The organism is Ruegeria sp. R8_1 (assembly GCF_017743815.1).
Lineage (GTDB): Bacteria > Pseudomonadota > Alphaproteobacteria > Rhodobacterales > Rhodobacteraceae > Ruegeria > Ruegeria lacuscaerulensis_A.
In genome coordinates, this window is sequence record NZ_JAGHRL010000004.1 from 235,943 (window position 1) to 257,689 (window position 21,747).

Below are 21,747 nucleotides of genomic sequence, written 5' to 3' on the forward strand. Positions count from 1 at the left end.
GGGCTTGCGGACGGATCGTGGACGGATAGGCTGGGCGCAAATCGAACCAGTTGAGATCCCCATGAACCTGTCCTTTGCCTCCGCCTCTGACCCGTCCCTGCCATTGCACGTGATCGCGCAGCCCCAGCTCGAAAGCTGGCTGGCGGATCAGTCGGACGCTGTGAGGGCTTGGGTCGAAAACAGCGGCTTTACCGCTGGTTTGGGTCAAACCCTGTTGATTCCCAACCCAGACGGTGCGCCGTCCATGGCGCTGGCGGGCTATGGCAAGCCTGCCGGTCGCGCACGCAAACGGTTCCCGCTGGCCGCCGCTGCCGAAGCTTTGCCCAAGGGCACGTATCACATCGCTTCGGGCCTGCCAGACGACGTGGTTGAAACCGAATGCCTGGGATGGTTGCTGACGGGGTATAGTTTTGACCGCTATGCCAGCCAATCCGCTGCCAAGGCCCGCCTTATCGCCCCGGACGGCGTGGATACCACCCGGTTGGAGATTATTGCCAAGGCCGAGGCATTGATCCGCGATCTCGTCAACACGCCTGCATCAGATATGGGGCCGGATCACTTGCAGGCCGCATCTGAAGCGCTGGCGCAGGAATTCGGCGCATCTTGTTCGGTGATTGCGGGCGATGATCTGTTGGGCCAGAGTTTTCCCATGATCCACACGGTGGGTCGTGCGGCCGCGCAGGCTCCTCGTCTGATCGAGATGAACTGGGGTAACGCGGGACCGAAACTGACTCTGGTCGGTAAGGGTGTCTGTTTTGATACCGGCGGGTTGAACCTTAAACCCGGTGCATCAATGGGATTGATGAAAAAGGATATGGGCGGGGCGGCCAATGTATTGGGGCTGGCGCGGATGATCATGGCGCTGAACCTGCCGTTGCAACTGCGTGTCCTGATCCCAGCGGTTGAGAATTCGGTGGCCGGGAATGCATTCCGACCCGGCGATATCCTGACCTCGCGCAAGGGCCTTACGGTCGAGATCAATAATACCGATGCCGAAGGGCGTCTTGTTCTGGCAGACGCGCTGACGCTGGCGGATGAGGGGCAACCTGACCTAGTGATCTCGATGGCGACACTGACCGGCGCGGCGCGTGTGGCGGTTGGTGCTGATCTGGCGCCCTTCTATACCGACAGCGACAAGGCTGCCGACGCCCTGACCCGCGCGGCGCGCGCAGCAGCCGACCCGGTCTGGCGGATGCCTTTCCATGAGCCTTACGAAGCCATGATCGAACCCGGCATCGCCGATCTGGACAACGCCCCTGCGGGTGGATTTGCCGGGTCGATCACCGCCGCTCTGTTCCTGCGCCGTTTTGCGGGCGACAGTCCCTATATGCACTTCGACATCTATTCGTGGCAGCGCAGCAAAGAACCCGGACGCAGCAAGGGCGGGCTGGGCCAAGGCCCACGTGCCCTTTTGACCGCCCTGCCCGAGATGCTGGACCTATGACCCAACACCGCATAATACAGCCAATTGTTGATCTGATGCGCAGCCCAGATGGTCCCCGGGATCGGCAACTTTTGTACGGGGACACCGTCGCGGTCACTGATACATCAGATGGTTGGAGCCAGATCACATCGGACAAGGATGGTTATCCGGGCTGGGTCCGGTCGGACCAGCTAGGCCCGGACACCCCCGCAACCCATTGGATCACTGCCCCCGCCACACATGCTTATACCCAAACGGATATGAAAAGCCCGGACACCGCGTCGCTGAGTTTCGGCAGCCGGATTGCCTCTAAATCCGAAGTGAACGGGTTTCTGGAAACCGAGCTTGGTTTCATTCCCGCCGTTCACGCCAAACCCATCGGCGTGACCCTGACCGACCCGGTCGCCGTGGCCGAGCTGTTTCTGGGCACACCGTATCTGTGGGGCGGCAACAGCCGGAACGGGCTGGATTGCTCGGGCCTTGTGCAGGCCGGATTGCTGGCCTGCGGGATGCCTTGCCCGGGTGATAGCAGAGATCAGGAAGGCGCGGTCGGGCAAACTTTGCCAGACGGAACTCCGCCTCAACGCGGTGATCTATTGTTCTGGAAGGGCCATGTTGCGTGGGTTTACGCTGAGGACATGCTTCTACACGCCAACGCATTCCACATGGATGTGACGTTCGAGCCGATGACGCAGGCGATCGCGCGTATCAAGGATCAGGGTGACGGGCCTGTGACCAGCCATAAAAGGCTCTAATCAAGGTCAACCGAACGGATCAGCTTGCGTTCCAATACCCGTAGCACGGTGCGCAGATCATGGCCGCGCTTCAGGATACGGCCATCCATGCCGACCACCGAATACATCCCCTGTTTTTGCCGCAGGCGCGGGTGCTTTTCGACCCGATAGATCGGATGTTCAGCCGTGCGGCGAAAGATGGAAAACACTGCCATGTCGCGCAGGTTGGAAATGCCGTAGTCCCGCCATTCTCCGGCGGCAACCATCCGGCCATAGACGGACAGGATATGGGACATCTCGTGGCGGTTGAAGGCGACGGGCATCTGGGCCGAGTTACCAGAGAACCGGCTAGGAGGCTGCATGTTCATACACTAAGCCTTGCCGGAAAACGCGCCTGAATCAAGCCCACGCACGACAGGGTGTGGTAATTTTGAAGCGACCTAGCGTCTGCGCCCCACTTGCCGGCAGATCAGAATAACCGGCAACAGCCCCACAGCCAGAATAACCAGAGACGGCACCGCAGCCCCCTCAAGCCGTTCGTCCGAGGCCAGCCGATAGGCTTGCACCGCCAGTGTGTCAAAGTTGAACGGGCGCATGATCAGGGTCGCGGGCAGCTCTTTCATCACGTCCACAAACACGATCAGCAACGCGGTCAGCAGCGATGGTGTCAGAATCGGCAGGTGCACGCGGCGCAACGTGCCCAGAGGACTTTGCCCCAAGGACCGAGAGGCCGCGTCCATATTGGCGTGGACTGTGCTTTGACCGCCCTCATAGGCACTTAGCGCAGCGGCCAGAAACCGAACCATATAGGCTGCAACCAGCAGCCAGATCGAGCCAGTGACAAGCAACCCGGTCGAGATATCGAAAGTCTGCCGCATCCACGCATCCAGCGCGTTGTCAAAACTGGCAAAAGGCACCATTAGGCCCACAGCTATCACGCCTCCGGGCACCGCATAGCCCAGCCGTGCGAGATAGCCCGCCGTGGCAGAACTCCGACCCGGACGCAGGCGCTGAAAGAAGCCCACGCAAATCGCCGCAAACACGGTGATCACCGCGGCCGTGCCCGCCAAAGTCAGCGAGTTCTGGATGAAGCCGATATAGCGCCGCGACAGCAGGTTTTGTTCCGATTCCATCCCCATCTGAACCAGGATGAACACAGGCAGCAGGAACCCCAGCAACACCGGGATGATACACAGCGTTAACGCCGCCGCCGCCTGCCACCCCTTTAAATGGGCCGAGGGCAGCGATGCATGGCTTTTGCCCGCCTGATAATATTTCGCTTTGCCGCGTTGCATCCGCTCGGCCACTGCCATGACCAGCGCAAAGCCCAGAAGGCACAACGCCAGTTGCGCGGCGGCAGCACGGTCTCCGATGGAAAACCAGCTGGTGTAGATGCCGGTGGCAAAGGTCTGCACGCCGAAATAGGCGACGGTGCCGAAATCGGCGATGGTCTCCATGATGGCCAGCAACACGCCGCCGGCGATCGCCGGGCGCGCCATTGGCAACGAAACGTGCCAGAAGGCCAGCCACGGGCTTTTGCCCAGCGCACGTGCAGCCAGAAACGCACTGGCGCTTTGCTGCAGAAATGCCGCGCGGGCCAGCAGATAGACATAAGGATAAAGCACGAGGATCAGCATTGCCGCTGCACCCTCGGTCGAGCGGATCTCGGGGAACCAGTAATCACGCGGACCCCAGCCGGTTATGTCGCGCAGGGTCGTTTGGACGATACCGGGGTGGTCCAGAATGAACGTATAGGCATAGGCCAGAACATAGGCCGGAAAGGCCAGCGGCAGCACCAGCGCGATTTCCAGAAACCTCACGCCGGGAAAACGGGTCATCGTCACCAGCCATGCCGCACCGACACCAATGGAAAACGTCCCTATCGCCACCAAAACAACCAGCACCGCAGTGGTCAGCGCATAGCCCGGCAAGACCGTTTCCATCAGGTGAGAGATCGTGTCCGTCCCGCCCGTCACCGCCGCCAGAACGACGGCCAGCATAGGCAGCAGACAGGCCGCCGCCACCAGACAGGCGACGGTCGCCACCAACCGGGTGCCCAACGCGCCGCGGTTGCGCGTTCCGTGTTCTGAGAATTCGACGTCGGCCATGATCCCGGCTTTTTACTGGCTAAGGCGCAGGTTTCGTCTTTAATCGACCAAAACGGTCGGAAACACCAGTAGGCAGGGATACAAATCTGCGGCACATACTGCCGCAGACCTGCTTGGCGTCATTCGTAAACGCGCTGATCCTCGATCACCAGCCCGTCCTTAGGCAGTGATCCCGGCGCGACGACCTCGATCGCGCCCTTCAGTTTCAGCAGCTCGACAACCGATTTGGCATAGGCCATGTCATCGCCACCCGGGCTTTCGATCTGAACGGTCATCATATCCATCTCACCCTGGCGGGCAGCAATGACCCGGGCTTTGACGATCTCGGCATGTTTATCGACCAGCGCGGCCACCTGTTCGGGGCGCACAAACATACCCTTGATCTTGGTGGTCTGATCGGCGCGGCCCATCCAGCCCTTGATCCGTGCATTGGTGCGCCCGCAAGATGACTGGCCGGGCATGATCGCCGATAGATCGCCTGTCGCGAAACGGATCAGCGGATAGTCGGGGTTTAGCGAAGTCACGACGACCTCACCCACTTCACCCTCTGCCACCGGGGTTCCGGTGCCGGGGGTCACGATCTCGACAATGACATGTTCGTCGATGATCATCCCCTCCATGGCGGGGCTCTCATAGGCGATGTTACCCAGATCGGCAGTGGCATAGCATTGCAGACAGGAAATCCCACGATCCGCGTATTCCTGCCGCAGTGACGGGAACAAGGCCCCGCCCCCTACAACGGCAGTGGTGAAATGAAGCTGGACGCCCATCTCATCCGCCTTGTCCAGAATGACCTTCAGATAGTCCGGCGTCCCGGCATAGGCCGTACAGCCTACATCGCGCGCCGCCGTCACCTGCAGCTCGGTCTGGCCGGTGCCTGCGGGCAGAACAGCCGCCCCGACTGCGCGCGCGCCGCTTTCAAAGATCATGCCCGCGGGCGTCAGGTGATAGCCAAAGCAATTCTGAACGATATCGCCCGGCCCCACACCAGCAGCGTGCAGGAATCGGCCCATGCGCCACCAGTCGGGATCGGTGCTGCCCGGTTCGTAGATCGGGCCCGGAGATTGAAACACATGGTGGAAATGCCGTGCGGGTTTGACGGTGAACCCCCCGAACGGAGGACGTGCAGCCTGTGCCTGCGCCAAGTCTGATTTGCGCAGAACCGGTAGTTTGGGCAAGTCCTCAACCGATGCGACACCATCTGTCTCCACATCTGCCAGATGCGTTTGGAAACCCGGCGCAGACAGAGCCCGCACAAGTTGTTTTTGCAGCGCTTCGGACTGATCCGCTGCGCGTTTATCGGCTGATCGGGTTTCGAGTGCGTCGAAATAGGTCATCGCCAGATCCTCCATCCGCTTACAGCCACCTCTTGCGGCGGCGATAGGACCGCACATCGCGGAAGCTTTTGCGGCCTTCATCAGACATGCCCAAATAGAATTCCTTCACGTCCGGGTTTTCGCGCAGTTCCGCCGCCGGGCCATCCATCACAACGCGGCCCGATTCCAGGATATAGCCGTAATGCGCAAACCGCAGCGCCACGTTGGTGTTCTGTTCGGCCAGCAGGAAGGACACACCCTCTTTCTCGTTCAGGTCTTTCACGATGCCGAAAATCTCTTCGACCAGCTGCGGGGCCAGACCCATCGAGGGCTCGTCCAACAGGATCGTCTCGGGCCGCGACATCAATGCGCGCCCCATGGCGACCATCTGTTGCTCACCGCCCGAAGTATATCCGGCTTGGGATTTGCGGCGTTCGGCCAGCCGTGGGAAATAGGAATAGACAAGCTCAAGGTCTTTCTGGATCGCAGCCGCACCGTCTTTGCGGGTATAAGCTCCAGTCAGCAGGTTTTCCTCGACCGTGAGGTGTTCAAAACAATGGCGGCCCTCCATCACCTGGATGACGCCCTTTTCAACCAAATCCGCCGGATCGCTTTCGTGCACGCTGGTCCCGCGATACTTGATCGTCCCTTTCGTGACCTCGCCCCGTTCCGAATGCAGCAGGTTCGACACCGCCTTGAGCGTTGTCGTCTTGCCCGCCCCATTGCCGCCCAGCAAAGCGGTTATCCCGCCCTTGGGCACGGTCAGGCTGACGCCCTTCAAAACGAGGATCACGTGGTTGTAGATCACCTCGATATTGTTGACCTCAAGCAGGGTTTCAGCCTGCACTTCGGTGTTTTGAGCCGCATCCAGCATCAGTGCGTGTCCTCAGGCTTGTGTTGGGGTCGGGGCGGCGTCAATGCGCCACCCCGTTTTTCAGAAGATCGGATCAGCAACGTCCGTCGATTTTGTTCTCGGTCGCATAAGCGCTCGAGTCTTCGTTGATCAGCGGGCCGATCACGTCGCCATCGGTGGCCTTGAACTCTGAAATCAAGCTCCAGGTCTTGCTGGCCGCGTCCCATTGGGTCACGCCAACCAAAGCGTCCCCGCCGTGGTTTTCGCACGAGACCGAGAAGGCTGGACCAAAGTTGGGCAGACCCAGTTCGGTCATCTTGGCTTCGGTGATTTCCAGCGCTTCCATGCCGTCGCGCATCATCGCAGGGGTAATGTCGCCAGTGCCGTGGATTTCCTGCGCTTTCTTGGCAGCTTCGGCGGCCAACATAGCGGCATAGAGACCGCGGTTATACAGAACCGTACCTACCTGATCGCCCGCACCGGCAGCCTTACCGGCGTCGACCACATATTTCTGCAGGTCGTCAAAGACCGGGAAATCGGTGCCCACGTTGTGGAAGGTCAGTGCCTTGTAGCCGTTGGCGGCTTCACCCGCAGGCAGCACGTCATTCTCGGAACCCGACCACCAGATACCGATGAAGTTTTCCATCGGGTAGCGGATGTTGGCAGCTTCCTGAACTGCGACCTGGTTCATCACACCCCAGCCCCACATCAGGACGAAGTCGGGACGATCGCGGCGGATTTGCAGCCACTGCGACTTCTGCTCCTGACCTGGGTGGTCAACGGGCAGAGCAACCAGTTCGAACCCGTGCTTTGCCGACAGCTCTTCCAGCGTGCGGATCGGCTCCTTACCATAGGCCGAGTTATGGTAGACCAACGCGATTTTCTTGCCGCTCAGGTCGCCGTTGTTCGACTCCAACAGATAGTTGATCGCACCCGAGGCCCCATCCCAGTAGTTCGCAGGATAGTTGAAGGTATGGCTGAACACGTCACCGTTCTTGGCCGAAGTACGCCCGTAACCCATCGTGTGCATCGGAATGCCATCTGCGGTGGTCTTGGGGATCAGCTGATAGGTAATGCCGGTCGAAAGCGGCTGATACACCAACGAGCCTTCGCCCTTGGTCGATTCATAGCATTCCACACCTTTTTCAGTGTTATAGCCGGTTTCGCATTCGATCACCCTGGCCGGAACTCCTCCGATCCCGCCATCGCGTTCATTCAGCAGCGTGAAATAGTCGGCATAGCCATCCGCAAACGGGATACCGCCCGCCGCATATGGCCCGGTACGATAACTAAGCGACGGAAAGACGAGGTCGGCCATAACCGGACCTGCCGCCATTACAGCGCCCAGCGCCATAGTTGCCAGTTTCAATTTCATCGGGTGTCTCCTCCCTTGGTTTGTCCGATGGTGGGCTCGGGCGTGTACCACCCGTTATGTGATTGGGCCGACCCGCTAGTGCGGGAATGGCCAGAGTCTCAGTTTTTCTTTCGCCACGCGCCACAGTTGCGCCAGACCATGTGGTTCAAGGATCAGGAACATGATGATCAGTCCGCCCACGATGACGAGATTCAAATGCGCCACGATATCGGTGGGCCAACCCAGCATGTCCGCACCGACGACCTTCAGCACAACTGGCAGCAGAACAAGGAACGCAGCCCCCGCGAAAGACCCGAAGATCGAGCCCAGCCCGCCGATAATGATCATGAACAGCACCAGGAACGATTTCTGGATGCCAAACACTTCGCCGACCTCGACCGCGCCCAGATAGACCGCAAAGAACAGCGCACCCGAGACGCCCACAAAGAACGAACTGACGGCAAAGGCTGTCAACTTTGCCCGCAGGGGGTTCACGCCGATGATCTCGGCAGCGATGTCCATATCGCGGATCGCCATCCATTTTCGCCCAGTGGTACCGCGCGTCAGGTTACGGGCAATCACGGCACAGACTGTCAGGAAGATCAGGCAAAACAGGTAGGTGGCCCAGGCTGGTGCATTCGGACCTGTGATGATGATGCCAAACACATCCCGTTCGGGCGCGTTGATCTGGCCCGAGGCTGAGTAGTTGTAAAACCACGGCACGCGGTTAAACAGCCAGACAAGGAAGAACTGCGCTGCCAGCGTTGCCACGGCCAGATAGAACCCTTTGATCCTAAGGCTTGGAAGGCCAAACAGCACACCGACCAACGCGGTGATACCTCCGGCAAGGATGACATGGATGAACATGCTGACATCCGGGAAGGCCGTCATCAGCTTATAGCAAGCATAGGCCCCTACAGCCATGAACCCGCCGGTGCCCAGCGAAACCTGCCCGCAATAGCCCACCAGAATGTTCAGTCCGATCGCCGCAATCGCATAGATCAGAAACGGCAGCAGCAGCGCATTTGCCCAATAGTCGTTGATGATAAACGGGATGATCCCAAACGCCACCGCCAGCACCACATAGTACCGATACCGGTCGAACTTGATCGGAAAGGTCTGGCTGTCATCCACGTAAGAGACTTTGAAGTCCCCTGCCTCACGATAGAACATGTCTTACTTTCCCCATTGTTCCTGCGCCCGGTTCCGGGCCGCAGCATCCAGTTGGTTCGATCCCTTGGCGTAGCCGCTCGCCTCTGACGCGCGCACAAGTTTCAAATAGGCCAGAACACCCATGACCAGACCGGCAAAAGCCAGAATAGCTGCGATTGTCACTTGCCCGTCCGACAGGTCGTCCGACGTCAGAGCGATATATCCAAACGCCCAGAACCCGGCCCAGGCAATGACATTGGTGATGGCGATCAGTTTGGTCATGCCCTACACCCTCTCGATGATCTTTTCGCCGAACAGACCCTGCGGCCGGAAAACCAGGAAGATCAGCGCCAGCACATAGGCAAACCAGTTCTCGGTCGCCCCGCCCACCATCGGACCGATGGCAAACTCAAACAGTTTTTCGCCCACACCAATGATCAGGCCGCCAACGATGGCGCCGGGGATCGAGGTGAAGCCGCCCAACATCAGAACCGGTAGCGCCTTGAGCGCGATCAGGCTCAGCGAGAACTGAACGCCCGATTTCGTGCCCCACATAATGCCCGCGACAAGGGCCACAAAACCGGCCACTGACCAGACCATCACCCAGATGAAGTTCAACGAGATCCCGACCGACAGCGCCGCCTGATGGTCATCGGCCACCGCGCGCATCGCACGCCCTTGCTTGGTGTACTGGCTGAACGCCACCAGCGCCGCCACCAGCAATGCCGCGATCACGGTTGCAACAATGTCCAGATTGTCGATGAAGAAGCCGTAGCCAAAGATGTTGAACGTGCTCTCATCAATCCACAGGTTGATGCCCTGCGGCAGGCCCACATCCAGCGTCTTGATTTCAGAGCCCCACATCAGATCGGCTACACCTTCCAGCAGATAAGCCAGGCCGATCGTTGCCATGAACAGAATGATCGGCTCCTGCCCCACCAGATGGCGCATCACAAAGCGCTGCACCGCCCAGGCCAGCAACACCATCACCGCCATAGTCAGAATAATCGCCAGCAGCGCAGGCACGTTCCAGCCGAAGTGATGGATATGCGTGCCGAAGGTGGCGTTGATCAGATGCGCAAACGGCACCTGCCCGTTCATGATGCCCACCAGAGTCATCGCCGCAAACAGCGCCATAACCCCTTGAGCATAGTTGAAAATCCCCGAAGCCTTGTAGATCAGCACAAAGCCCAGCGCGACCAGAGCATAAAGGACCCCGGCCATCAGGCCATTCAGGATGACCTCCATCGCGAATACCAACTGATCAGGCATGTCCGCCCCCTCTCATGTCTGTCAGATGTCTAGTCATGGCTCACCCCCAGATAGGCGTCGATGACCTCTTGATTGTTGCGCACCTCATCGGGTGTGCCGTCACCGATCTTGCGGCCATAATCCATCACCACCACGCGGTCGCTCAGATCCATCACAACACCCATGTCGTGTTCGATCAGCGCAATCGTGGTGCCAAACTCATCATTCACGTCCAGAACAAAGCGGCTCATGTCCTCTTTCTCTTCAACGTTCATGCCCGCCATCGGTTCATCCAGCAGCAGCAGCTTGGGCTCCGCTGCCAAGGCCCGCGCCAGTTCGACCCGTTTCTTCAGCCCGTACGGCAGGCGGGACACAGGTGTTTTGCGGATGTGCTGGATTTCCAGGAAATCGATGATCTTCTCGACCGCCTCGCGGTTTTCCGTCTCTTCCGCCTCGGCTTTGCCCTTCCACCACGCCTGCTGGAAAATGTTGGTCTTCATGAAGCCCAAACGCCCGGTCATCACATTGTCCAAAACGCTCATGCCTTCGAACAGAGCAATGTTCTGGAACGTCCGCGCGATGCCCTGCTGCGCCACCTCAAAGGGTCGCATCTGCGGGCGCTTTGATCCGTGAAACCAAACCTCACCTTCCTGCGGCACATAGAACCCCGAGATCACGTTCAACATAGAGGACTTGCCCGCCCCATTCGGCCCGATGATGGCCCGGATCTCACCCTCGCGAATGTCGAACGAGATATCTTTGATCGCCACCACACCGCCAAAGCGCAGGGTGATGTTCTTCATCTCCATCACCACACCGCCGATCTTGCGGCCGTCTTCGGTGACATATCCATCGGAACTATCCAGCATCAGACCCTCCCTGAGCTGCGAAAAAACGGGACGGCGGGCGGGGCGATGACCGCAAGGTCGAGCGGCGCTCGAACGGCCCTCATTCCGCCGCAACCTTGTGCGAGGCCGCAGCAACAACCGGAGCGTCGACGATTTCCAGCGTGGCCGAGATCGACCCCTTCCGCCCGTCCTCATAGGTCACTTCGGTCGTGGTCGACACACTTGGCGATCCGTCATAAAGCGCATCAATGATGTCTTGGAATTTCTCTTCCACAAACCTGCGGCGCACCTTGCGGGTCCGGGTCATCTCACCATCATCGGCATCCAACTCTTTGTGCAGAACCACAAAGCGATGCACCTGGCAGCCCGACAGCATCTCATCTGCGGCAACCGACTTGTTGACCTCTTCCACATGCGACTTGATCGTCTCTAGCACGCGGGGATGACTGGTCAGTTCCTGATAGGATCCATAGGCCACATTGTTGCGCTCGGCCCAGTTACCCACCGCCGTCAGGTCGATATTGATAAAGGCCACGCAACGATCCTTGCCGTTACCAAACAGTACAACCTCCAGAATATCGGGATAGAACTTCAGCTTGTTCTCGACATATTTCGGCGCAAACATCGACCCGTCGGCCATTTTGCCCACGTCCTTGGCACGGTCGATGATCCGCAGATGGCCGGACCCTTCCTCGATGAACCCGGCATCGCCCGTAGCCACCCAACCCTCGGCATCCTTGGTCGAGGCAGTCGAGTCCGGGTTATTGTAATACTCGACAAACACACCCGGCGAGCGATAATGAATCTCGCCCTTGTCATCGATCTTCAACTCGACATCCGGCGCGGGCACACCAACCGTATCCGCGCGCACCTCGCCATCAGGCTGCACAGTGATGAAAACGGTCGCCTCGGTCTGACCATATAGCTGCTTCAGATTGATCCCCAACGAGCGGTAGAAATCAAAAATCTCAGGCCCGATCGCCTCACCCGCCGTATAGCCGACGCGGAATCGCCCATAGCCCAGAGTATCTTTGAGCGGACCGTAAACCAGCATATTGCCCAGCGCGTATTTCATCCGGTCCATGGCGCCGACCGGTTTTCCGTCCAGCAGAAGGCCGCCGACTTTTTTGGCGTGATCCATGAAGTGACGGAACATGCGCTTCTTCAGCTTGCCCGCATCCTCCATCCGGATCATCACATTGGTCAACTGCGTCTCAAACACGCGCGGCGGGGCAAAGAAATAGGTCGGCCCGATCTCGCGCAGGTCGGTCATCATCGTGTCGGCGCTTTCGGGGCAGTTCACGCAGAACCCGCACCAATAGGCCTGACCGATGGAAAAGATGAAATCGCCCACCCAGGCCATCGGCAGGTAGGACAGAATATCTTCGTTGCGGGTCAGATGGTCGAACTCGGCCGAGTTCTTGGCGCTTTCGATCACATTGCGATTCGACAGAACCACACCCTTGGGCTTGCCCGTCGTGCCTGAGGTATAGAGCATCACGCAGGTATCGTCATAGGTGATCGCCGCGATGCGCTTGTCCAGTTCCGCGTCAAACCGCGCGTGACCGGCGCTGCCCTCGGCCATGATGTCGTCCAGTGCGTTCATCTGGGAGTGGTCGTATTTCCGCATGCCCCTTTTGTCGGTGTAGAGGATATGCTTGACCTGATGCAGCCCCTGCTGAATCTCGATGACCTTGTCGACCTGCTCCTGATCGCCACAGACGACGAACTTCGCACCGCAGTGTTCCAGAACATAGGCCATCTCTTCCGCGACCGAGTCCTGATACAGCGGCACCGGCACCGCCCCCACCATCTGCGCGGCGACCATCGACCAGTAATGCGCCGGGCGATTGCGGCCTATGACGGCAATGTGGTCGCCCTGTTCAACGCCGATTTCCAGAAACCCCAACGCCAGCTTGCGGATTTCAGCGGCGGCCTCGGCCCAGCTCCAGCATTGCCAGATCCCGAATTCCTTTTCCCGATAGGCCGGGGCATCCCCGAACTGCGTCGCATTGCGATGTAACAGCGCCGGAAGAGATACCATCCCCTCCGCGCCCGACTGCGTCTGAGCCAATCTTTTTCTCCTCCCCATCCGACCCCTCCCCGGGCCGGAACTGGCGGGTCCGGGTCATGCCCGAACGCCAATGCCCCGATTAAGAGACATGAGAACGATCAGCGTCAAGTTTTGCCTGATGTTTTCTCAATTCTTACGAATTGTAACAGAGACGAGGGACGTGTTTCGCCTTGTACGGAACGTGCAATACGCACAATTGGCGGAAGCACCCACACCTAGCAGGGCGTTCCTTGGTGAAAGCGAAGTCTCCAGCAACCCTCAACTTTTATCCATAATGATGAGCGGCGAGCACGTTCACAGCTATCACCTTGCCTTAACTCACTTGTGTAGGTTGCCAAGGCTACATCAGGTGCAACCAACTCTACCGAGTAGTCGGAAAGAGGAAGCGTCGCTCCGATTGAAGTATCTGAATTCGCATCCATAAGCATATCGCTTTTCTCATAGCGGCGACCAGATCGACCAAACTCCACAAAATAAATATCAAAAGTCTGATCCATTAGTTTTGGATCGAAACGGGTTTCAGCTGTCCACAAGGATTCTTCTAATTGTTCGAGTGCAGCCTTGTCTTCAATTGATAGCTTCATCAAATCGTTCGTCCAAAATAATGTTAGGGACGAATATCAGCCGAAATCCTAGCCATTACAACTGCATGAACAGTTGGTGCTACAACCAATCCCGTAAAATCGGGATCAACGGCACGTCTGCCGCAGGCATCGGATAATTCCGCAGTTCATTCGCGCGCACCCATTTCAGCGCCTGCCCTTCCTTGGACTGCGGAATCCCCTCCCACTTGCGGCATGCAAACAACGGCATCAACAGATGGAAATCGTCATAGCTGTGGCTGGCGAAGGTCAGGGGCGCAAGGCAGGAGGCCCAGGTGTTGATGCCCAGTTCCTCCTCCAACTCGCGGATCAGGGCGACCTCGGGGGTTTCGCCGGATTCGACCTTGCCGCCCGGGAACTCCCACAGACCGGCCATGGATTTACCTTCGGGGCGCTGCGCCAACAGCACCCGGCCTTCGACGTCGATCAGCGCGACGGCCGACACCAAAACGGTCTTCATGAACGATAATCCGCGTTGATTTCGATATATCCGTGGGTCAGATCGCAGGTCCAGACGGTGGATGCGCCCTCGCCCAGCCCTAGATCGACCGTGATCACCAAATCCTGACCTTTCATGTAGGCGGCGGCATCTTCCTCGCGGTAATCGGGGCTGACCCAGCCTTTCTCGGCCACAAGGATGTCACCGAAAGAGATACTCAGCAGGTCGCGGTCGGCGGCTGCTCCGGATTTGCCGATAGCCATGACCACGCGACCCCAGTTCGGGTCTTCGCCCGCAATCGCTGTTTTCACCAGCGGTGAGTTGGCAATCGCCAGCCCATGTACCTTGGCGTCGGCATCCGAGGCGGCGCCAGTCACACGAATTTCTACGAATTTCGTGGCGCCTTCACCGTCGCGCACCACCTGCTGCGCAAGCTCCAGCATCACAGTTTCAAGCGCCTGCGCAAACGCCGCGTTGCCGGTGGCATCCACACCCGAGGCCCCCGTGGCGCACAGCAGCAGCGTGTCCGAGGTCGAGGTATCGCTGTCCACCGTGATGCAGTTGAAGGTGCGATCCGTCTGCGCGCCCAGCATCGACTGCAGCGCCGATTGTTCGACCTGCGCGTCGGTAAAGATATAGACCAACATCGTCGCCATATCCGGCGCGATCATGCCTGAGCCCTTGGCAATCCCCGCAATAGAGACTGTTTTGCCATCAATCTCAACCTGCGCAGACGTCCCCTTAGGGAAGGTGTCGGTCGTCATGATCGCCCGCGCGGCGTCTTCGATCGCGTGACGACTGAGGCCCGCCTTAAGCGCCTCAAGATGTGACACGATCTTTTCATGGGGCAGCGGTTCGCCAATCACGCCGGTCGACGAGGTGAACACCCGCTCGACCGCGACGCCGGTGGCTTTGGACACGGCCTGCGTAACTTCGGCCACCGAGGTCTGACCGTAATGCCCGGTGAACGCATTGGCATTGCCCGAGTTCACGAGAATGGCCGCCGGGCCATCGCTGGCCCCGCCGATCTTGTCCTGACAATCCAGCACCGGGGCTGCGCGGGTGGCGGATCGCGTAAACACCCCCGCCACCGAGGTGCCGGGGTCCAGCACCGCCAGCATCACATCGGTGCGCCCCTGGTAGCGCACGCCAGCCTCAACGGTGGCAAAGCGCACGCCATCAATCGCGGGCAGGTCGGGAAATGCCGCCGGAGCCAGCGGGGACACTTTGGTAATCGTGGCCAACGGGCTTACTCCTGAATCAGGTCCAGCTGACGAACGATACCGGGGGTCATGCCCTCGATTTCAGGGCGGTCGATCTGAGCGCTTTGCGTCAGCTCATCAATGCGGGCCTGAATCGCTTCGTTCTGCAAGGTCTGAGCCAGTTCTTCCCGCACAGCGTCCAACTCGGGTGCTTCGGTTTTGCGTTTGTCGTTCAGGATGATCACGTGCCAACCGAACTGAGTCTGCACCGGATCAGAAACTTGTTCTTTGTCCAATCCTATGACGGCTGTCTCGAATTCCGGAACCATCCGCCCTTTTCCGAACCAACCCAGCTCGCCCCCATTCGGGCCAGAGGGACCGGTCGATTTTTCTTTGGCGAGTTCCGCGAAATCCGCACCGTCATCCAGTTGCGACTTGATCTCGTTGGCTTCTTCTTCGGTTTCGACAAGTATATGGCTGGCGTTGAACTCATCTTCACCTTCGAATTCGGCAAACCGTGCGTCATAGGCGGACTGAATCGCCTCGTCGGTGACCAGATCGCCGATCAAAGCGTTCACAGTCTGAACAGCCAGCAACGAGCGGGTTTCATTCGCCAGCGCCAGCGCGTTCAGCTTGGTCAGCTCGTCCTGTTGCTGACCCAACAGCTGCTGCTGGATCAACTGTTCGATGATGAAGTCATACAAGACGTCGTCTTCAATTTGCTGATAATTCGCCGGAAGGGTCGCTACAGTGGCAATAACGTGACCCAAAGTGATCTCATCTCCGTTCACGCGGGCGACTACGGTACTGGCGTCAGGCTTGGTTTCGGCGGCCAGCGGCAGGGCCATCATGGCGGTCAGGGCCAGCGATGGCAGAAAAGTGAGGCCTTTGGGCATGGAATCATCCTATTTCTTTGCCGCGACGGGGCGCAGCGTTGACACTGTGGAACCTGCCGCTTACATCGCTTTGAAGCCTTGGACAGGGCCGCCTTTCACCCCCCGTATCTATGGGTTGCGCGCAAGGTGGGCAAGCCTGTCGCAACCAAGACAAGAACAGATCCGCTGGAGTGAACATGCTGGGACTCGGAACGCTCGCCAAAAAGGTGTTCGGAACACCGAACGACCGCAAGATCAAGGCGACCCGCCCCCTGATCGAAAAGATCAACGCACTGGAGCCCGAGTACGAAAAGCTCACCGATGAAGGTCTGATTGAAAAGACCGCCGAACTGCGCAAACGCGCGCTGGATGGTGAAAGCCTGGACAATTTGCTGCCCGAAGCCTTTGCCAATGTGCGCGAGGGCGCGAAGCGCGCGCTGGGTCTGCGGGCGTTTGACGTGCAGCTGATGGGCGGCACCTTCCTGCATCAAGGCAATATCTCGGAAATGAAGACGGGTGAGGGCAAAACCCTGGTCGCCACTTTCCCAGCCTATCTGAACGCACTGACCGGCAAGGGCGTGCATGTGGTCACGGTGAACGAATACCTGGCCAAGCGCGACTCGGAATGGATGGGCAAGGTGTTCGCCGCGGTTGGCATGACAACCGGCGTGATCTGGTCGGGGCAACCTGACGCCGATAAAAAAGCCGCTTATGGGTGCGATATCACCTATGCCACCAACAATGAGTTGGGCTTTGATTATCTGCGCGACAACATGAAATCGGACCTTGCCGAGATCTACCAGAAATACCACAACTTCGCGATTGTGGACGAGGTCGACTCGATCCTGATCGACGAAGCGCGGACACCGCTGATTATCTCAGGGCCGTCTCAGGACCGATCTGACCTGTATACCGCGATTGACGCGCTGATCCCTTCGCTGACCGATGATCATTTCACGCTGGACGAAAAATCGCGCAACGTGACCTTCACCGATGAGGGCAATGAGTTTCTGGAACAGCAACTTATCGCCAATGGGCTGATCCCCGAAGGCCATTCGCTTTATGATCCCGAAAGCACGACTGTGGTGCACCATGTGAACCAGGGTCTGCGCGCGCATAAGCTGTTTCAGCGCGACAAGGATTATATTGTTCGTGACAATAACGTGGTCCTGATCGACGAGTTTACCGGCCGTATGATGGCGGGTCGCCGCCTGTCCGAGGGTCTGCATCAGGCCATCGAAGCCAAAGAAGGCGTTCCGATCCAGCCCGAGAACGTGACGCTGGCCAGCGTGACCTTCCAGAACTATTTCCGCCTGTATGACAAGCTGGGCGGCATGACCGGCACCGCCCTGACCGAGGCCGAAGAATTCCAAGAAATCTATGGTCTGGGCGTGGTCGAAGTGCCGACCAACAAGCCGATTGCCCGCGTGGATGAAGATGATCAGGTCTATCGCACCGCTATAGAAAAATATGGTGCCATGATCGAGCAGACGAAAGAGGCGCAGGAGAAGGGGCAACCGGTTCTTCTGGGCACTACCTCGATCGAGAAATCCGAACTGCTCAGCCAGATGCTGCAGAAAGAAGGCATCGAACATAACGTGCTGAACGCCCGCCAGCATGAACAAGAGGCGCAGATCGTCGCCGATGCGGGCCGTCTGGGTGCAGTGACCATCGCCACCAACATGGCCGGTCGCGGAACCGACATCCAGTTGGGCGGCAATGTTGAAATGAAGGTGCTGAAGGCACTGGCCGAAAACCCCGAGGCCGACCCAGCCGAGCTGCGCACCGCCGAAGAAGCGAACCACGCCACTGAGAAGGAAAAGGTTCTGGCCGCCGGTGGTCTTTACGTGATGGCCTCGGAACGTCACGAAAGCCGTCGCATCGACAACCAGCTGCGCGGACGCTCGGGCCGTCAAGGCGATCCGGGCCGCACCGTGTTCTACCTCAGCCTCGAAGACGATCTGATGCGCATTTTCGGCTCTGAGCGGTTGGACAAGGTTCTGACCACGCTGGGCATGAAAGAGGGCGAAGCGATTGTCCACCCCTGGGTGAACAAGTCGCTGGAGCGCGCCCAATCCAAGGTCGAAGGTCGCAACTTTGACATGCGCAAGAACGTCCTGAAGTTTGACGATGTGATGAACGACCAACGAAAAGTGGTGTTCAGCCAACGACGCGAGATCATGTCTGCGGATGACCTTTCCGAGATCGTCTCGGACATGCGCGAGCAGGTGATCGACGACCTGATCGACGAATACATGCCGCCCAAAACCTATGCCGATCAGTGGGACACCGACGGTCTGCATGAGGCGATCAAGGACAAGTTGACCATCGACGCGCCCGTACAGGATTGGGCCGCCGAGGAAGGCGTGGACGATGAACAGGTGCGCGAGCGTCTAGTTAACGCCGCAGATGAGATGATGGCGCAAAAGGCCGCCGCCTTTGGCCCCGAAAACATGCGCAACATCGAAAAGCAGGTTCTGCTGAACACCATCGACGGCAAATGGCGCGAGCATCTGCTGACACTGGAACATCTGCGCTCGGTCGTTGGGTTCCGGGGCTATGCCCAGCGTGATCCGCTGAACGAATACAAGAACGAGAGCTTCCAGCTGTTCGAAAGCATGTTGGACAGTCTTCGCGAAACCGTGACGCAACAATTGTCACGCGTGCGCCCGCTGACCGAAGAAGAACAGCGCGAGATGCTGGCACAGATGCAGGCGCAACAGGCGCAGGCGCAGCAAGCTGTCGACCAAGCAACCGAACAGGCCGAAGCAGTGGCCGAGGCCGAAGCCTCAGGCGATCCGCTCCCCGGATTTGATGAAAACGATCCCAACACATGGGGTAACCCGTCACGCAATGACCGCTGCCCCTGCGGATCGGGTAAAAAGTTCAAACACTGCCACGGCAGACTGACCTGATTTAACCGGGTTCAGTCACAATGAGTCCGCGCCACGGCCACATATTGGCCGTGTTTCGGCTTAAACATCCGACTCGCTCCTTCAACTGGGGAGGGTGTTTTGTTTGTAATCAAGAACTACGTGACCACCGGGGGAACAGTCGCATGCGCCCTCGCCATCGGTTACTTAATGCAGAATGGAACACCTGCGCAGCCGCAAGGCACGCAGGTCGCTGCAAACTCGGCCTCGTATCAGAGTGTCGGGATCGCCGGGCTTGAGCATATCGTTCTGACCTCCTCGGCTCCTTCCGGTAATGACGCCAGCGAACCGCACTCTCAACGACGCGTGGTCACGACCCCGCAATCGATCGCGGACAACAGCGATTGTGCCATCAGCGCACGCGCGGTTGCCGTTCCCGGTGCCGCCGCACATCTAAGCGTCATTGCCCCCTGCCACAGCAATTCGCGCATCGATGTCCACCACAGGGGTCTGACTGTCACCCAAAAGACTGACAAGAACGGCAAGACAGACCTAACTGTTCCAGCCTTGTCGGAATACGCGATCTTTCTGATCTCGACAGAGGATCAACAAGGAACGGTTGCCACGACTCATATTCCAGAGATCGCGCACTACAACCGAGTCGCCCTACAATGGACAGGGCAGACCGATCTTCAGATTCATGCTCTGGAATTCGGTGCCAGCTATGGCGGCAAGGGGCATGTCTCAGCCGATCCTGAAACCCAGGGAATCGGCAAAGTCGTACATCTGGGGCATACCGGGATGGGCGATGCCAAAAATATTCAGGTGTATTCCTACCCGGCTGGCCAATCCGCCCAATCCGGTTCGATTGCCCTGTCCGTCGAGGCCGAAGTGACCGCCGAGAACTGCGGTCAGGAACTGGCCCTGCAATCGCTGGAGTTACGCGGCGACCGTCGTCTGCGGTCACGCGATTTGTCGCTGACTCTGCCTGATTGCGGCCAGTCTGGCGAGTTTCTGGTGTTGAATAATCTGCTCGAAGACCTGACAATCGCGGCCAAATAAAACGCAGGCAGGCTCGGGCTTTTGATGACTTTCTATCGTGTGGCGGTGGCCGCACTGTTTTCGGCGATATATACCCTGAATGCATCGGCGCAGGATATCTCTCTTACCTCACATGACGGCAAGGTCGAGGTCGTGGGTAACCTGTTGGGATTTGACGGTGAATTCTATCGCGTGGATACGCAGTTCGGAGAGCTGACCGTAGACGGCTCAGGCGTCACATGTGCCGGGCCTGCCTGCCCCAGCCTCACGGATTTCGTCGCCGAGCTGCGCTTTTCCGGTGCATCGGTCATGGCGGAAAAAATCTTGCCCGAATTGATCATCGGCTTTGCCCGGCAAGAAGGGTTGTCGGCTGCGCCTATTCGGGAATCCTCAGGCCGATTTTACTATGAGTTGAAAACAACTGATCGTGAGGCACCGCTTGGTCGGTTTTATTTTGACCCCGCTACTACAGCCCGCGGGTTTTCGGATTTCATTGAAAATGAAACCGACATCGTGATGGCCCTGCGTGAGATCACCTCTCAGGAACAAGAGGCCGCGCAGGACGCCGGACTGGGGGACCTTCAGCATAGTCGACGTGCGCGCGTCATTGCATTAGACGCACTGGTGCCGATCGTGGCCACCGACAATCCTGTGGGACAGATATCCTTGGGGCAGCTGGTTCAGGTTCTGTCCGGCCAGATCGACAACTGGGTCGCACTCGGTGGTCCCGATGCGCCAATTTCTGTTCATATGCCCGAGGTTGGCTCAGGTTTGACTCAAGGTGTTGAAAAACAGCTTTTGCAACCCGCAGACGTTACGCTTGCCGACACGGTTATCCGACACAAACGCAGCACTGCAATGGCGCGGGCTGTTGCCAAAGATCCGTTTGCAATCGGGATCGCCAGCCAGGCCGAGGCCGGTGCGGCCCGCGCGTTGGCCCTGACCGGCGGCTGTGGTCATGCGTTGGCAGCCACGCGGCAATCTATCAAAACCGAGGATTACCCTCTGACCGCGCCAATGTTCCTGTATCTGCCCAATCGTCGGTTGCCGCGAATTGGACGACAGTTTCTGGCCTATATCCAAGGTGCCGAAGCTCAGGATGTGATCCGGAATGCAGGTTTCGTGGATCAATCGCCCGAGTTGCTGCCTCTTAGCGCGCAGGGTGATCGGTTGGCAAACGCTGTGGCATCTGGCGCCTCGGAAGTCGGTCTGGACGAATTGCAACGGATGGTCGAAACATTACGGCCGCGATCCCGTTTGTCCTTGTCGTTTCGGTTCGAGGCAGGCTCGTCCCGACCGGACGCACAATCCAGATCGAACCTGCTCCATCTGGCCCAGCTTTTGGAATCCGGCAAGTTTGATGGGCGAACACTGACCTTTGTCGGATTCAGTGACGGAGACGGCGCCGCCGCCGCAAACGCCCGGATCGCCGAACTGAGGGCGAAAACCGTCCGAAACGCGGTGCTTGATGCGGTTGAAACCAAAATCGCAGACAGCGTGACGCTTGAAGTTGATGGCTTTGGCGAGGCGATGCCCATGGCCTGTGACGACACTGAATGGGGTCGCAAAATCAATCGCCGGGTCGAAGTGTGGGTCGAATAG

General features: G+C 58.6%; 19 protein-coding genes. 5 read left to right on the forward strand and 14 right to left on the reverse strand.

Annotation, left to right across the window (positions count from 1 at the left end):
- The first annotated feature begins 61 nt into the window (after positions 1-61).
- Together J7380_RS11440 and J7380_RS11445 are read left to right on the forward strand one after the other, a co-directional pair.
- Positions 62-1,444 carry a leucyl aminopeptidase family protein gene (locus J7380_RS11440; RefSeq protein ID WP_209195872.1) on the forward strand — a complete coding sequence of 461 codons (1,383 nt, stop codon included), beginning with the start codon at positions 62-64 and terminating at the stop codon, positions 1,442-1,444.
- Entirely contained in the window at positions 1,441-2,178 is a 738-nt protein-coding gene (locus J7380_RS11445; protein WP_209195874.1) for an NlpC/P60 family protein, read from the forward strand. Before J7380_RS11440 ends, J7380_RS11445 begins: the two co-directional genes overlap by 4 nt.
- Here J7380_RS11445 and J7380_RS11450 read toward each other — a convergent pair.
- From J7380_RS11450 to J7380_RS11515, 14 genes are all read right to left on the reverse strand, one after another.
- A complete protein-coding gene (locus tag J7380_RS11450) occupies positions 2,175-2,525 on the reverse strand; it encodes a DUF2794 domain-containing protein (RefSeq protein WP_209195876.1) in 351 nt (116 codons plus the stop codon). The genes J7380_RS11445 and J7380_RS11450 overlap by 4 nt on opposite strands.
- 72 nt (positions 2,526-2,597) lie before the next feature.
- A complete protein-coding gene (locus tag J7380_RS11455) occupies positions 2,598-4,265 on the reverse strand; it encodes an iron ABC transporter permease (protein ID WP_209195877.1) in 1,668 nt (555 codons plus the stop codon).
- Between the two features lie 119 nt (positions 4,266-4,384).
- Entirely contained in the window at positions 4,385-5,602 is a 1,218-nt protein-coding gene (locus J7380_RS11460; protein ID WP_209195879.1) for a phenylacetate--CoA ligase family protein, read from the reverse strand.
- 19 nt (positions 5,603-5,621) lie between these two features.
- Complete coding sequence (locus J7380_RS11465; RefSeq protein WP_170755462.1) at positions 5,622-6,455, reverse strand: ABC transporter ATP-binding protein; 834 nt, start codon at positions 6,453-6,455, stop codon at positions 5,622-5,624.
- A 73-nt stretch (positions 6,456-6,528) separates the two neighbouring features.
- A complete protein-coding gene (locus J7380_RS11470) occupies positions 6,529-7,809 on the reverse strand; it encodes an ABC transporter substrate-binding protein (RefSeq protein ID WP_209195881.1) in 1,281 nt (426 codons plus the stop codon).
- A 75-nt stretch (positions 7,810-7,884) separates the two neighbouring features.
- Complete coding sequence (locus J7380_RS11475) at positions 7,885-8,961, reverse strand: branched-chain amino acid ABC transporter permease (protein ID WP_209195883.1); 1,077 nt, start codon at positions 8,959-8,961, stop codon at positions 7,885-7,887.
- 3 nt (positions 8,962-8,964) lie between these two features.
- On the reverse strand, positions 8,965-9,222 hold the full coding sequence (locus tag J7380_RS11480) for a hypothetical protein (protein ID WP_170355673.1): 258 nt from the start codon (positions 9,220-9,222) through the stop codon (positions 8,965-8,967).
- Between the two features lie 3 nt (positions 9,223-9,225).
- A complete protein-coding gene (locus J7380_RS11485; RefSeq protein WP_209195885.1) occupies positions 9,226-10,212 on the reverse strand; it encodes a branched-chain amino acid ABC transporter permease in 987 nt (328 codons plus the stop codon).
- A 29-nt stretch (positions 10,213-10,241) separates the two neighbouring features.
- A complete protein-coding gene (locus tag J7380_RS11490; RefSeq protein WP_209195887.1) occupies positions 10,242-11,060 on the reverse strand; it encodes an ABC transporter ATP-binding protein in 819 nt (272 codons plus the stop codon).
- A 79-nt stretch (positions 11,061-11,139) separates the two neighbouring features.
- Positions 11,140-13,083 carry an AMP-binding protein gene (locus J7380_RS11495; protein WP_209196084.1) on the reverse strand — a complete coding sequence of 648 codons (1,944 nt, stop codon included), beginning with the start codon at positions 13,081-13,083 and terminating at the stop codon, positions 11,140-11,142.
- A 245-nt stretch (positions 13,084-13,328) separates the two neighbouring features.
- Positions 13,329-13,697, reverse strand: a complete 369-nt coding sequence (locus J7380_RS11500; RefSeq protein ID WP_209195889.1) for a nuclear transport factor 2 family protein — start codon at positions 13,695-13,697, stop codon at positions 13,329-13,331.
- A 79-nt stretch (positions 13,698-13,776) separates the two neighbouring features.
- Entirely contained in the window at positions 13,777-14,175 is a 399-nt protein-coding gene (gene mutT / locus J7380_RS11505) for an 8-oxo-dGTP diphosphatase MutT (RefSeq protein ID WP_209195891.1), read from the reverse strand.
- Positions 14,172-15,398 (reverse strand): bifunctional glutamate N-acetyltransferase/amino-acid acetyltransferase ArgJ, encoded by a 1,227-nt coding sequence (argJ, locus tag J7380_RS11510; protein ID WP_209195893.1) that lies wholly within the window; start codon positions 15,396-15,398, stop codon positions 14,172-14,174. The genes mutT and argJ overlap by 4 nt, the downstream gene beginning before the upstream one ends.
- A 5-nt stretch (positions 15,399-15,403) precedes the next feature.
- Positions 15,404-16,252, reverse strand: coding sequence for a peptidylprolyl isomerase (locus tag J7380_RS11515; protein WP_209195895.1), 849 nt, complete (start codon positions 16,250-16,252; stop codon positions 15,404-15,406).
- A 176-nt stretch (positions 16,253-16,428) separates the two neighbouring features.
- Here J7380_RS11515 and secA point away from each other — a divergent pair, with 176 nt between their 5' ends.
- The 3 genes from secA to J7380_RS11530 all read left to right on the forward strand — a co-directional run bounded on the left by secA (position 16,429) and on the right by J7380_RS11530 (position 21,747).
- Positions 16,429-19,146 (forward strand): preprotein translocase subunit SecA, encoded by a 2,718-nt coding sequence (gene secA / locus J7380_RS11520; RefSeq protein WP_209195896.1) that lies wholly within the window; start codon positions 16,429-16,431, stop codon positions 19,144-19,146.
- A gap of 99 nt (positions 19,147-19,245) precedes the next feature.
- The gene (locus J7380_RS11525) at positions 19,246-20,166 is read left to right on the forward strand and encodes a hypothetical protein (protein ID WP_209195898.1); all 921 of its coding nucleotides are present in this window, start codon (positions 19,246-19,248) and stop codon (positions 20,164-20,166) included.
- Positions 20,167-20,190: 24 nt separating this feature from the next.
- Positions 20,191-21,747: a phosphate ABC transporter substrate-binding/OmpA family protein gene (locus tag J7380_RS11530; RefSeq protein ID WP_209195900.1), complete on the forward strand. Its 1,557-nt coding sequence runs from the start codon at positions 20,191-20,193 to the stop codon at positions 21,745-21,747.

Coding starts and splice junctions, on each gene's coding strand:
- J7380_RS11470 (WP_209195881.1), bottom strand. CDS start 7,809: ATGAAATTGAAACTGGCAACTATGGCGCTGGGCGCTGTAATGGCGGCA.
- J7380_RS11490 (WP_209195887.1), bottom strand. CDS start 11,060: ATGCTGGATAGTTCCGATGGATATGTCACCGAAGACGGCCGCAAGATC.
- J7380_RS11460 (WP_209195879.1), bottom strand. CDS start 5,602: ATGACCTATTTCGACGCACTCGAAACCCGATCAGCCGATAAACGCGCA.
- J7380_RS11480 (WP_170355673.1), bottom strand. CDS start 9,222: ATGACCAAACTGATCGCCATCACCAATGTCATTGCCTGGGCCGGGTTC.
- J7380_RS11450 (WP_209195876.1), bottom strand. CDS start 2,525: ATGAACATGCAGCCTCCTAGCCGGTTCTCTGGTAACTCGGCCCAGATG.
- J7380_RS11495 (WP_209196084.1), bottom strand. CDS start 13,083: ATGGTATCTCTTCCGGCGCTGTTACATCGCAATGCGACGCAGTTCGGG.
- J7380_RS11515 (WP_209195895.1), bottom strand. CDS start 16,252: ATGCCCAAAGGCCTCACTTTTCTGCCATCGCTGGCCCTGACCGCCATG.
- J7380_RS11485 (WP_209195885.1), bottom strand. CDS start 10,212: ATGCCTGATCAGTTGGTATTCGCGATGGAGGTCATCCTGAATGGCCTG.
- J7380_RS11530 (WP_209195900.1), top strand. CDS start 20,191: ATGACTTTCTATCGTGTGGCGGTGGCCGCACTGTTTTCGGCGATATAT.
- mutT (WP_209195891.1), bottom strand. CDS start 14,175: ATGAAGACCGTTTTGGTGTCGGCCGTCGCGCTGATCGACGTCGAAGGC.
- secA (WP_209195896.1), top strand. CDS start 16,429: ATGCTGGGACTCGGAACGCTCGCCAAAAAGGTGTTCGGAACACCGAAC.
- J7380_RS11445 (WP_209195874.1), top strand. CDS start 1,441: ATGACCCAACACCGCATAATACAGCCAATTGTTGATCTGATGCGCAGC.
- J7380_RS11440 (WP_209195872.1), top strand. CDS start 62: ATGAACCTGTCCTTTGCCTCCGCCTCTGACCCGTCCCTGCCATTGCAC.
- J7380_RS11500 (WP_209195889.1), bottom strand. CDS start 13,697: ATGAAGCTATCAATTGAAGACAAGGCTGCACTCGAACAATTAGAAGAA.
- J7380_RS11455 (WP_209195877.1), bottom strand. CDS start 4,265: ATGGCCGACGTCGAATTCTCAGAACACGGAACGCGCAACCGCGGCGCG.
- J7380_RS11465 (WP_170755462.1), bottom strand. CDS start 6,455: ATGCTGGATGCGGCTCAAAACACCGAAGTGCAGGCTGAAACCCTGCTT.
- J7380_RS11475 (WP_209195883.1), bottom strand. CDS start 8,961: ATGTTCTATCGTGAGGCAGGGGACTTCAAAGTCTCTTACGTGGATGAC.